This window comes from Gordonia hongkongensis, assembly GCF_023078355.1.
GTDB lineage: Bacteria > Actinomycetota > Actinomycetes > Mycobacteriales > Mycobacteriaceae > Gordonia > Gordonia hongkongensis.
Window position 1 is genome coordinate 857,307 of sequence record NZ_CP095552.1, and the last position, 11,395, is coordinate 868,701.

The following is an 11,395-nucleotide window of genomic DNA, read 5'->3' on the forward strand; positions in this document are numbered from 1 at the left end:
CGGGGCCCACGGCCGGACGGGTGGTCCCTGCCGCCCCGCGGGGTCACCTCACCCTCTAGGGTCGAGTCCATGCGTCCTGAACTGCAGTCCTACCGTCATCTGGCGTCGGGGAAGGTCCGCGAGATCTACGAGATCGACGCCGACACCCTGCTGCTGGTGGCGTCCGACCGGATCTCGGCCTACGACCACATCCTCAGTCCCGCGATCCCCGACAAGGGGCGCATCCTGACCGCGATGAGCTTCTACTGGTTCGACGAGCTCGGCGTGCCCAACCACCTGGCCGGCGGACCCACCGACGAACGGATCCCGGCGTCGGTCGTAGGCCGGTCGATGGTGGTCCGTCGACTGCCGATGGTGCAGGTCGAATGCGTTGCCCGCGGCTACCTGACCGGCTCGGGCCTGCTCGACTACCAGGCGACCGGGTCGGTGTGCGGCGTCGAACTGCCGGCGGGACTGGCGGAGGCGAGCAAGCTCCCCGAACCGATCTTCACGCCGGCCACCAAGGCCGAGCAGGGTGAGCACGACGAGAACATCAGTTTCGAGCGGGTCGTCGAGCAGGAGGGGGAGGAGTTGGCGCAGGCGCTACGATCGGCCACCCTCGACATCTACGCCCGCGGCGCCGCCGTCGCCGCCGAGCGCGGAATTATCTTGGCCGACACCAAATTCGAGTTCGGCCGCGGGGCCGACGGTGAACTCGTCCTGGCCGATGAGGTGCTCACCCCCGACTCGTCGCGGTACTGGGAGGCCGCCACCTACGAGGCCGGCAAGGTGCAGCCCAGCTTCGACAAGCAGATCGTGCGAAACTGGCTCACCGGTGCCGAATCCGGGTGGGACCGGGCCTCCGATGAAGCGCCGCCGCCGTTGCCCGACGACGTCGTCGACCGCACGAGGCAGCGCTATATCGATGCCTACGAATGGATCTCGCGAAAGTCCTTCGCGGACTGGCCCGACGCAGAGGTGATCTGATGACCGACGAGAAGACCATCATGAACGCAGCGCCGGTCACCGCGCCGGTGGCCAAGAAGGTGCCCACCGAACGCACCCACCACGGCGACACCTTCGTCGACGACTACGAATGGTTGCGCGACAAGGACGATCCGGAGGTCATCGCCTACCTGGAGGCGCAGAACGCCTTCACCGAATCGCACACCGCGCAGCTGGCGGACCTGCGCACGCAGATCTTCGGCGAGATCAAGAGCCGCACCAAGGAAACCGACATGTCGGTGCCCAACCGGCGCGGGCGGCACTGGTATTACGGGCGAACCCATGAGGGCAAGCAGTACTCGACATCGTGCCGCTGCCCGATCCGGTCCGAGGACGACTGGACCCCGCCAGAGGTGGGCGACGACCCGCTGCCCGGCGAGGAGATCCTGCTCGACGCCAACGTCGAGGCGGAGGGTCACGATTTCTTCAGCCTCGGGGCGCTGACCGTCAGCGACGACGGCAACTGGCTCGCCTACAGCATCGACATCGTCGGGGACGAGCGATACACCCTGCGCGTCAAGGACCTTCGCACCGGGGAACTCCTCCCCGACGAGGTTCGCGACACCTCGGGGGTGCGGTGTGGTCGGCGGACGCCCGGCACGTGTTCTACTCGACGGTCGACGCCGCCTGGCGCCCGGACACGGTGTGGCGTCACGACATCGGTGCCGGGACGGCCGACGTCAAGGTCTTTCACGAGCCCGACGAGCGGTTCTGGGTCGGGATGGGCACCACCCGGAGCGACAAGTACCTCGTCATCGGCGTCGGGTCCAAGATCACCTCGGAGAGCTACCTGCTCGCCGCCGACGATCCGACGGGTGAATTCCGCAGCGTCACACCGCGGGTCGACGGGGTCGAGTACAGCGTCGAGCACGCCGTCATCGGCGGCGAGGACTATCTGGTCATCGTGCACAACGAAGTCCGCGACGGGCAGAAGGCGGAGAACTTCGCCATCGACCTCGCGCCGGTCGCCGACCCGTCGGACCGTCGTCCGCTGATCGCGCACGACCCGCAGCGACGGATCGAGGACCTCGACGCCTTCGCCGACTACCTGGTCCTGTCCTACCGCCGAGATGCGTTGCCGCGTCTCGCGATCGCCGATCTGCGGCAGATCGACGGCATCCCGGTCGAATCGGATTTCCGCGAGGTGACCTTCGACCAGGAACTCGGCTCCGCGGGCCTCGGCGCCAACCCGGAATGGCGTGCCCCGAGGCTCCGCATCGGATATGGCAGTTTCATCGAACCGGCGGAACTGTTCGAGCTCGACGTCGCCTCCGGCGAGCGGACCCTGCTCAAGCGGCAGCCGGTGCTCGGCGGTTACGACCCGGCCGACTACGTGCAGTCGCGGGAGTGGGCCGTCGCCGAGGACGGCACCCGGATCCCGCTGTCGGTGGTGCGGCGCAAGGAAACCGACGCCGCCAAGCCGGCGCCCCTGCTCCTCTACGGCTACGGCTCCTACGAGGCGAGTATCGACCCGTACTTCTCGGTGGCGCGACTGTCGATGCTCGATCGCGGCATGGTCTTCGTCCTGGCGCACATCCGCGGTGGCGGGGAGATGGGGCGCTACTGGTACGAGAACGGCAAGGAACTCAGCAAGCGGAACACCTTCACCGACTTCGTGGCCGCGGGACGGCATCTCGTCGACACCGGGTGGACGACACCGCAGCAGATGGTCGCGGAGGGCGGGTCCGCGGGCGGTTTGCTGATGGGTGCGGTCGCGAACCTCGCGCCCGAGTTGTTCAACGGGATCCTGGCGTCGGTGCCGTTCGTCGACGCGCTGAACTCGATCCTCGATCCGTCGTTGCCCCTCACGGTGATCGAGTGGGACGAGTGGGGTGACCCGCTGCACGACCCGAAGGTCTACGAGTACATGAAGACCTACACGCCGTACGAGAACGTCGACGCGAAGCCGTATCCGCCGATCCTCGCCTTGACCTCGCTCAACGACACCCGGGTGCTGTTCACCGAGGCGGCGAAATGGGTTGCGCGACTGCAGGAGAAGACCACCTCGGACAATCCGGTACTGCTCAAGACCGAGATGTCCGCCGGCCACGGTGGCGTCAGCGGACGCTACAAGCAGTGGGAAGAGGTCGCGTTCGAGATCGCATGGATCCTGCAGCAGTCGGGCGCGCTCGATACTCCGGCTGGTTGAGCTCACCCTTCCGCTGGTTGAGCTCACCCTTCCGCTGGTTGAGCTTGTCGAAACCACAAAGCCCCACCGACCCGGAAGTCGATGGGGCTTTGGTTTGCGATCAGCAGGCGATGATCAGTGCATCATGATCGGACCGCGGTCCATGTCCTCTTCGGTGAGAGGCGACGCGATCTTCTTGCGGGGCAGGAAGAACGCGGGGATCAGGGTGAGGACGATCAGGACCACCGAGATGGTGAACGTGCTCGAGAACACGTCCGCCGCGGTCTCGAAGAACGACTCCGGCAACGGGTTCGGCACGCCCGGCGGCAGCGGATCGTCGGAGGTGTTCGCCATGATCGCCAGTCCCGCCTCGGGTCGGCTCGCCAGACTGCTGGCCAGGATCACCGAGATGACGGCCGTACCGATCGACGTGGCCGACTGCTGGATGACGTTCAGCAGCGTCGAACCGTCCGGGACCTGCGGGTTGCTGAGGGTCGCGAGGGCCGCGGACATGATCGGCATCATCGTCATGCCCATGCCGAGACCCTGCACGAACAGCGAACCGCAGATCAGCCAGTACGAGGTCTCGGCGCCGAGGAACATGAACGTACTCAGACCCAGCACGATCAGGACGATGCCGGCGAGCACGAACTTGCCCGGACCCATCTTGTCGGTGAGACGGCCGGTGATCGGCATGGTGAGCATGGCGCCGATGCCCTGCGGGGCCAGCAGCAGACCGGCGGTCAACGTGGACTCGCCGCGCACGCCGATGAAGTACTGCGGGAACAGCAGCGCCGCACCGAAGAACGCGACCATGAACAGCACCATCGTGATGACGGAGATGCTCAGTGTGCGGTTCGCGAAGAGCCGCAGGTCGAGCAGCGGGTTCTTCTTGCGCAGGGCGTGCACGATGAAGGCCACGATCAGCAGTGCACCGATGATGGTCGGCACCAGAACCGATGCCGTGACGAACGTGCGGTGCTCGGCGCTCGAGGAGATACCGAACAGGAACAACGCGAGCCCCGGCGACAGGAGCAACAGACCGACGACGTCGATCGAGGGGCGACTGGTCTCCGCGTCGTCGCGCAGGACGATCCACGAGTAGACCAGCGCGATGATGCCGATCGGGACGTTGATCAGAAAGATCCAGTGCCAGCTCAGCTGCTCGATGAGGACGCCGCCGAGGATCGGGCCCGAGATCGGACCCAGGAGCATCGGGATACCGAGCACGGCCATGACCGAACCGACCCGCTCGGGACCGGCCGCCTTGGTCAGCATCATCATGCCGATCGGCATCAGCATGCCGCCGCCGAGTCCCTGGATCACGCGGAAGGCCACGAGCATGCCGATGTTCGGCGCCAGCGCGCACAACACCGAACCCACCGTGAACAGGACCAGCGAGACGAGGTAGACGCGCTTGGTGCCGAAACGCGATGCCGCCCAACTCGACAACGGGATCACCGCCGCCAGTGCCAGGGTGTAACCGGTCGCGGTCCAGGCGGCGCCCGCGGCGTCGGTGCCGAACTCCTGCTGAAAGGTGTTCTGGGCGACCGCCACCACGGTGACGTCGAGGATCGACATGATCGCGCCGAGCACGACCACGCCCGCGACAAGCAGGACGTGACGGTCCAACTTGGTGTCGGGTGGGCCGTCGTGCAGGTGGCCACCTGTGGATGAGGTCATTCGCGTGTTCCTATCGGTCGGGCGAGAAATGGGCGTGCCGCGGCCATCCGCGGCAGAGAAGTCTGTTGGCTCGTTCGACCCCGTGAGGGTCGGTGGTCAGAGATCAGGGAGCGACGAGGTAGGAGAGGGAGTCACGAGGCCTGCCGTCCGTCGGTGGGCAGACAGAAATGGTCGACGCCGTCGTCGACGATGGGACGCAGTGCCGCGCAGAGGTTGTCGCGCATGTCTGCGGGCAGGTTGGCGACGAAGTGTCGGATGGTCCCGCGCTTCACGGCCAGATGGGTCTCGAGGTAGCGCCGGCCCGCGTCGGTGAGGGAGATGCGCTTGACCCGACGGTCGGACGGGTCCTCTCGACGGTCGACGAGACCTCCGGTCGCCAGCTTGTCCACCGTCCGGCCGGCGGCCGCGAGGGACAGGTGAACGTGATCGGCGATCGCGTTGACCGGCATCGGCCCGGGTTGGCATGCAAGCGTGGAGAGGATCCGGAGCTGCGAGAACGTGACCTCGCTTGCCGCCAGACTCTCCAGCGCCTCGGGCCGGCTCAGATCGAGGAGCCGCTCGAGGAAGGCGTTGAGCGCCGACGACGCAGCGTTCACCGACTCGTCGGCGCCGCTGTTCGACCTGCATTCTCCGGACACCGAAAGATGCTAACCCGAATGCAACTATTGCCGAAACGCAATTAACGGTGACCTTGCGCATACCGTGGCGGCACCTGTGACCCGGCTCTCCCGAAGGCGGCGCGGGCGCCGTCTAATCTGGCAGCCATGGCCAACATCAAGGACATCCCCGTTACCGCTTTGGACGGCTCCGACGTCTCGCTGAAGGACTTCGGCGGACCGCTGCTCGTGGTGAACGTCGCCAGCAAGTGCGGCCTCACGCCGCAGTACGCCGGCCTGGAGGAACTCGCCAAGACGTATGGAGACAAGGGACTCACCGTCGTCGGAGTGCCCTGCAACCAGTTCATGGGGCAGGAGCCGGGTACCGCCGAGGAGATCGCGACCTTCTGCTCGGCGACCTACGGGGTGACCTTCCCGCTGCTGGAGAAGACCGACGTCAACGGCGAGGCGCGTCACCCGCTCTACGCCGAACTCACCCAGCACGCCGACGCCGACGGGGAGGCCGGCGACATCCAGTGGAACTTCGAGAAGTTCCTCGTCAACGCCGACGGTGAGGTGGTCAACCGCTTCCGTCCGCGCACCGAGCCGACCGATCCGACGGTCGTCGCCGCCATCGAATCCGTGCTCTGAGCCGATTTGGTGCACCCGGTAAGCTGACCGGCGTGAACTGATCGGGAGAACACCGGTCAGGCGACAACCGACCAGCAGACATTGAGGAGCGGTCCATGGCGCGAGTGGTGGTCGACGTGATGCCCAAAGCCGAGATTCTCGACCCGCAGGGGCAGGCCATCGTCGGCGCCCTGGGCCGGCTCGGGTTCAGTGGGATCGGCGACGTCCGTCAGGGCAAGCGCTTCGAGCTCGAGGTCGACGACACGGTCGACGACACGACGCTCGAGCGCATCGCCGAGGAATTGCTGACCAACACCGTCATCGAGAACTTCAACGTCTCGCGCGTCGCGGAGTAGAGAGCAGCACATGACAGCACGCATCGGGGTCATCACCTTCCCCGGCACCCTCGACGACGTCGACGCCGCCCGCGCGGTCCGGCTGGCCGGCGCCGAGCCGGTCGCGCTGTGGCACGGCGACGCCGACCTGAAGGGCGTCGACGCGATCATCGTCCCCGGCGGATTCTCCTACGGCGATTATCTGCGCGCGGGGGCCATCGCCCGCTTCGCCCCGGTGATGGGATCCGTCGTCGAGGCAGCCGGCAAGGGGATGCCGATCCTGGGTATCTGCAACGGTTTCCAGGTGCTCTGTGAGGCCGGGCTGCTGCCGGGTGCCCTGACCCGTAACGAGGGCCTGCACTTCATCTGTCGCGACGAGTGGCTGCGCGTCGAGTCGAACACCACGGCCTGGACGACCCGCTTCGAGCAGGGTGCGGAGATCCTCATCCCGCTCAAGTCCGGCGAAGGACGTTACGTGGCCTCGCAGCGCAAGCTCGAGGAGCTGGAGGGTGAGGGGCTCGTCGTGTTCCGGTTCCCCGAGCGGAACCCGAACGGTTCGTCCCTCGACATCGCCGGTATCTCGAGCCCTAACGGGCGGATCGTCGGCCTGATGCCGCATCCCGAGCACGCCACGGAGCCGCTCACCGGACCCAGCGACGACGGCCTCGGCCTGTTCTACTCGGCGATCGACTCGGTCCTCGCCTCGGCGTGAATGCGCGTTCGTCGATGAGTGCGTCCGCCAGGATTCCGACCAGCGCGACCGCACGCGGCCTCGGCGAGTTCGTCGACGCCTCGCCGTCGCCGTTCCACGTCTGCGCGACGGTGGCCCGCGAACTCGAAAGTGCCGGGTACACAAGGCTGTTCGAGGATCAGCCGTGGGCGGATGCCGGCCTCGACGCCCCGTCGGCGCGGCACTACGTCATCCGTGGCGGCTCGATCATCGCCTGGGAGACCGGGCAGACCGGCGCCTTCCGCATCGTCGGCGGACACACCGACAGCCCGAACCTGCGGCTCAAGCAGCATCCCGACCGCTCCTCGGCCGGGGTCGCGATGGTCGCGCTCGAACCCTACGGCGGCGCCTGGCTCAATTCCTGGCTCGACCGCGATCTCGGCCTCTCCGGCCGCCTCGCGTACCGATCGGGGAACTCGGTGGCGCACACGCTGGTTCATGTGACCGAACCGGTGGTGCGGGTACCCCAACTCGCCATCCACCTGTCCGAGGACCGGAAGGGCGTGACGCTCGATCCGCAGCGGCATGTCAACGCGGTGTGGGGGATCGGCGACGACGTCCCCGACGTCCTCGGCTGGGTGTCGGAGTACGCGGGCATCGACCCGGACGCGCTCCTCGGCTGGGAACTCATGACCCACGACGTCGCGCCGTCGGCGATCATCGGAGCCGACGGAAACCTGCTCAGCGCACCGCGATTGGACAACCAGGGCACCTGCTACACGGGTCTGCGCGCGCTGCTCGACGCCGGCTCGTCGGCGCACACGAAGATGCTGGTGCTGTTCGATCACGAGGAGGTCGGCAGCGGTTCCGAGCGTGGTGCCGCTTCGGACTTCCTGGGGTCGATCTGCGAACGAATCGTGCTCGCGCGCGGCGGATCACGCGCGGACTTCCTCCAGACGATGGCCGCGAGCATCTGCCTGTCCGGCGACATGGCCCACGCGACCCACCCGAACTATCCCGAGCGCCACGAACCCGGGCACCGCATCTCGATCGGCGGCGGACCGGTGCTGAAGGTCAACCAGAACCTGCGCTATGCGTCGGATGCGGTGGGAGAGGCCGTCTTCGCGCTCGCGTGCGACGCCGCGGGCGTCCCCATGCAGCGATATGTCCATCGCGCGGATCTGCCGTGCGGGTCGACGATCGGGCCCATCACGGCGTCACGCACGGGCCTCACCACGATCGACGTCGGTGCGCCGCAGCTCGCGATGCACTCCGCGCGTGAGCTCATGGGCGCCGACGACGTGCCGATGTATTCGGCTGCGCTGCAAGCGTTTCTGACGCAGGGCTAGGAACGACGCGCGAGCCGTCGAGCGCCTCACCTCGCTCCCTGAGGAGCGAGCTTGCGAGCGTCGCCTACTGCTCCCTGAGGAGCGCCCGGAGCTTGCGGAGGGCGCGTCACCCAGGGTCCTGGTGAGGCAGCGGGATCAGTATTCGCGGGCGAAACCGAGGACCTTGTTCACGTACTCCATCGAGTTGTTGTACCGCAGGACGGCGGTCACCAACGAAGACGAGTCGCGAAGGTCGAGGTTGTCGTCGCACAGGTAGTTCGCGGTGGTCAGCGCGGCGTCGAAGATGTTCTGCGGGTCGGACTTGCCGTCACCGTTGCCGTCGGCGGCGTACATCTTCCACGTCGACGGCAGGAACTGCATCGGGCCGACCGCGCGGTCGTAGACCGGGTCGCCGTCGAGTTCGCCGCCGTCGGTGTCACCGATGACCTGGTTGCCGGCGAGGGAGCCGTCGAGGCGCGGACCGAAGATCGCGCTGCGCAGGACGCCGTCGGGGTTCACGTTGCCCTGGTCGGCGTGGTGGGACTCGACCCGGCCGATCCCGGCGATGACCTTCCAGTCGATGCCGCAGCGCGGGTGGGTGCTCGTGACGGACTTCGCGGCCGCCTCATACGCGTCGTAGTTGGTCACCGGGACCGCGCCCGTCGTCACGCTCGCCGGCCGAACCGGCGGCGGCGGCGGAGTGGGGGCCAGCGGGTGGGCCTTCACAGCCGGCGTCACGGACGGTGGCGTGGTCGGGGTCTCGGACGTCACCTGCGGCGCGGACACCGGCGTGGGGGCCAGCGTGTTGCCGGAGAGTTCGGCCCCGGCGGTCGCCGCGCCGGCCAGAACGCCCACCGGCAGCAGGGCGGTGGCCCACAACGGTGTGCGTGACTTCTTCCGTGGCTTGGAGTGCTTACCCAAAACTGATCGACCTCGCGTGTACATCTCGTGGTTCGTGCTTGCGGAACCGAGCCGACCGTACACGCGGCCGTGAGCAAAGCGTTACCTTGTCGTGATCAATTCAGGTCTGGACACCGCCACCGATTCGTGTCTTTGCAGGTGAGGCCGGAAGCTCGGCCCGGCATGTGAAACGGCCCACAAGTGGGATTGAGACCCTCGGGTTCAGGGAAACGGCGGGGTCAGTTCGGACGGAGCATCGACAGGGTGCTGCCCTCGCTGACGACGATGTATCCGTCGACGACCCGCACGAGTCCGGGGGAGGACAGGCCGCGCTCCCAGGCCGCGGTGTTCGCCGGGGTGAGCCCGGTCAGCAGGCCCTGGTTGACGACGACCATGGTGGTGCCGCTGGACCCGACGCACCGCGGGTTGGCGAGGATCGGCTGCTGCGGTCCCGGCGGCGGTCCGCTGCCGATGTGCGTGCCGTCGGCGAGCGCGTAGGTCGTCCGCGAACCGTCCAGGCGGCCGAAGTTCACGAGGGACCCGCACGCGATGGCATTGGCCTTGGACAGTTCGCCGTCGCGGATCTGCCACAGCGCCCCCGGACGTGCCGGGTCGCGGACCTCGTACTGCCCCTCGGCGGCGAAGACAAGGTTCGCCGCGTTCAGGACCGGGAGGGTCGACGGCCCGGGCAGCACGCTCAGACCGTCGGCCTCGGCGACCGGATCGGCGTCCACCCGGCCGTTGACGGTGGCGTAGGTGACCACCTTCTCCTCGCCGTGCGTCTGGTGGTCGACGGTCACCCCGGTCGGGTAGAGCTTGATGCTGCACTGATCGCAACCGATGCGGTCCTCACCGGTGGCGGGGTTGACCAGGTGTTCGCTCGCGTCGGCGGTCCTGATGACCACGGTGTCGCCGGTGACCTCGATACCGACGACCGGTGCCGCGAAGGTCCGAGCCCAGATGCCGTTGCCGGCCGGTGTGTTCAGGGTGACCTGGTGCCCGACCCGGTTGACGCGCAGGAAGTTGTTGCCGAGGCCCTCCACCGATTTGGTGTCCAGGTATTCGGCGGTGCGGGTCGGGATGCCGGCGTCGTCGACGAGGTAGAAGCCGTCCTCGAGAGGGGTGCCGAGCTGTACCGCGCAACCGACCTGGCCGGCCTCGTTGACCGCGCAGTCGCCCTGCCCCGCGTTGATGGGGCTGTCCCACAGCAGGTTTCCCGATCGTCGGTCCACCATCATGAACGAGCGCCCCAGCCCGGAGGGGTAGGTGATGAGCCATCCCTCGTCGGAGGTGTCGGCGATCTCGATGGCGACCTCGCCGGAGTGGTCCGGTAGATCCTCCTGCCCGACTATCGTCCAGGCGGTCCCCGGTTCGCGTTCGTAGCCGCGCAGCTCGCCGTAGGCGTAGTCGCCGTCGTCGGTCTGGGCGGTGCCGCTCGCCAGCACCACGCCGCCGGTCACGACCAGCGCGGCGCACAGGGCGAAGACGACGGTCCCGATGCCGAAGGGCAGACGCGCGGACAGGGCCCGGACGCGGGAGCGAGAGGACATGGGTAAGAGTCAACCATGACGGTGGTGGCCGCTCCGGAGCCGGGAGCCGGACGGTGGAGCAGGAAATTCGCCGGTCCGGTCATGGTTTTCGCGCCCGCAGGGCACTGGACTGTTCCCATGGACCTGTTGCGTGATGTGTTGGTGACCCTGACGGTCGTGACCACCGGCCTCAGTGCCGGTGTGCTGGCGGGATTCGGCTATGCCGTGATCCCCGGCCTGACCCGGGCCGGCGCCGACGTCGCGGTCGCGGCGATGCAGCGGATGAACAGTGCCATCCTCAACCCGCTCTTCGCGGTGATCTTCGGCGGCGGCGTGGTGTTCGGCGCGCTGACCGTCTGGGCCTCGTGGGGTTCCGGGCTCCGATGGTGGGTCCTGACCGCGACGGTCCTGACCGCGCTCGGTGTCGTCATCACGATGGTCGTCAACGTCCCGGCCAATGACCGCCTCGACGCCGCGGGTGTTGTCCGCGGCGACGAGGCGGTGCGGGTCTGGACGCGGTTCACCGCCGTCTGGGTGCCGTGGAACATCGTGCGGTCCGTGCTGACCACCGCCGCGGTGGCGGTGCTCGTCGTCGGGTTGACCGTGGGGTGA

10 protein-coding genes and 1 pseudogene are annotated in these 11,395 nt (G+C 67.6%); 7 read left to right on the forward strand and 4 right to left on the reverse strand.

All coding sequences use genetic code 11. The features are described 5' to 3' along the window. Nucleotides 1-69 precede the first annotated feature (69 nt). Both MVF96_RS03930 and MVF96_RS03935 read left to right on the forward strand, forming a co-directional pair. Entirely contained in the window at nt 70-966 is an 897-nt protein-coding gene (locus MVF96_RS03930) for a phosphoribosylaminoimidazolesuccinocarboxamide synthase (RefSeq protein ID WP_137810234.1), read from the forward strand. Continuing rightward, nucleotides 966-3,133: pseudogene (locus tag MVF96_RS03935) on the forward strand (S9 family peptidase). Before MVF96_RS03930 ends, MVF96_RS03935 begins: the two are co-directional and overlap by 1 nt. Nucleotides 3,134-3,247: 114 nt before the next feature. On the opposite strand, the gene MVF96_RS03940 reads toward MVF96_RS03935, so the two are convergent. Both MVF96_RS03940 and MVF96_RS03945 read right to left on the reverse strand, forming a co-directional pair. Next, nucleotides 3,248-4,795: a DHA2 family efflux MFS transporter permease subunit gene (locus tag MVF96_RS03940; RefSeq protein ID WP_065629102.1), complete on the reverse strand. Its 1,548-nt coding sequence runs from the start codon at nt 4,793-4,795 to the stop codon at nt 3,248-3,250. Between the two features lie 131 nt (nt 4,796-4,926). Continuing rightward, entirely contained in the window at nt 4,927-5,433 is a 507-nt protein-coding gene (locus MVF96_RS03945) for a MarR family winged helix-turn-helix transcriptional regulator (protein ID WP_065629103.1), read from the reverse strand. A gap of 126 nt (nt 5,434-5,559) precedes the next feature. Between MVF96_RS03945 and MVF96_RS03950 the strand changes: the two genes are divergently transcribed. The 4 genes from MVF96_RS03950 (at nt 5,560) to MVF96_RS03965 (ending at nt 8,375) form a co-directional block, all read left to right on the forward strand. Continuing rightward, nucleotides 5,560-6,042 carry a glutathione peroxidase gene (locus tag MVF96_RS03950; RefSeq protein WP_137810230.1) on the forward strand — a complete coding sequence of 161 codons (483 nt, stop codon included), beginning with the start codon at nt 5,560-5,562 and terminating at the stop codon, nt 6,040-6,042. Between the two features lie 95 nt (nt 6,043-6,137). Beyond that, nucleotides 6,138-6,377, forward strand: a complete 240-nt coding sequence (purS, locus tag MVF96_RS03955) for a phosphoribosylformylglycinamidine synthase subunit PurS (RefSeq protein ID WP_010844201.1) — start codon at nt 6,138-6,140, stop codon at nt 6,375-6,377. Between the two features lie 10 nt (nt 6,378-6,387). Next, nucleotides 6,388-7,068 carry a phosphoribosylformylglycinamidine synthase subunit PurQ gene (gene purQ, locus MVF96_RS03960; RefSeq protein WP_058251220.1) on the forward strand — a complete coding sequence of 227 codons (681 nt, stop codon included), beginning with the start codon at nt 6,388-6,390 and terminating at the stop codon, nt 7,066-7,068. A 14-nt stretch (nt 7,069-7,082) separates the two neighbouring features. Then, nucleotides 7,083-8,375 (forward strand): M18 family aminopeptidase, encoded by a 1,293-nt coding sequence (locus tag MVF96_RS03965; RefSeq protein ID WP_247451305.1) that lies wholly within the window; start codon nt 7,083-7,085, stop codon nt 8,373-8,375. 135 nt (nt 8,376-8,510) lie between these two features. Here MVF96_RS03965 and MVF96_RS03970 read toward each other — a convergent pair whose 3' ends face one another. Together MVF96_RS03970 and MVF96_RS03975 are read right to left on the reverse strand one after the other, a co-directional pair. Next, nucleotides 8,511-9,275 carry a lytic transglycosylase domain-containing protein gene (locus tag MVF96_RS03970; RefSeq protein ID WP_247452051.1) on the reverse strand — a complete coding sequence of 255 codons (765 nt, stop codon included), beginning with the start codon at nt 9,273-9,275 and terminating at the stop codon, nt 8,511-8,513. 218 nt (nt 9,276-9,493) lie between these two features. Beyond that, complete coding sequence (locus MVF96_RS03975) at nt 9,494-10,804, reverse strand: hypothetical protein (RefSeq protein WP_247451307.1); 1,311 nt, start codon at nt 10,802-10,804, stop codon at nt 9,494-9,496. A gap of 117 nt (nt 10,805-10,921) precedes the next feature. On the opposite strand from MVF96_RS03975, the gene MVF96_RS03980 reads away from it, so the two are divergent. Continuing rightward, nucleotides 10,922-11,395 carry an anthrone oxygenase family protein gene (locus MVF96_RS03980; protein ID WP_247451308.1) on the forward strand — a complete coding sequence of 158 codons (474 nt, stop codon included), beginning with the start codon at nt 10,922-10,924 and terminating at the stop codon, nt 11,393-11,395.

Excerpts from the sequence above, each read along its gene's own strand:
- MVF96_RS03930 (WP_137810234.1), top strand. The coding sequence starts at position 70 with ATGCGTCCTGAACTGCAGTCCTACCGTCATCTGGCGTCGGGGAAGGTC.
- MVF96_RS03940 (WP_065629102.1), bottom strand. The coding sequence starts at position 4,795 with ATGACCTCATCCACAGGTGGCCACCTGCACGACGGCCCACCCGACACC.
- MVF96_RS03950 (WP_137810230.1), top strand. The coding sequence starts at position 5,560 with ATGGCCAACATCAAGGACATCCCCGTTACCGCTTTGGACGGCTCCGAC.
- purS (WP_010844201.1), top strand. The coding sequence starts at position 6,138 with ATGGCGCGAGTGGTGGTCGACGTGATGCCCAAAGCCGAGATTCTCGAC.
- purQ (WP_058251220.1), top strand. The coding sequence starts at position 6,388 with ATGACAGCACGCATCGGGGTCATCACCTTCCCCGGCACCCTCGACGAC.
- MVF96_RS03965 (WP_247451305.1), top strand. The coding sequence starts at position 7,083 with ATGAGTGCGTCCGCCAGGATTCCGACCAGCGCGACCGCACGCGGCCTC.
- MVF96_RS03975 (WP_247451307.1), bottom strand. The coding sequence starts at position 10,804 with ATGTCCTCTCGCTCCCGCGTCCGGGCCCTGTCCGCGCGTCTGCCCTTC.
- MVF96_RS03980 (WP_247451308.1), top strand. The coding sequence starts at position 10,922 with ATGGACCTGTTGCGTGATGTGTTGGTGACCCTGACGGTCGTGACCACC.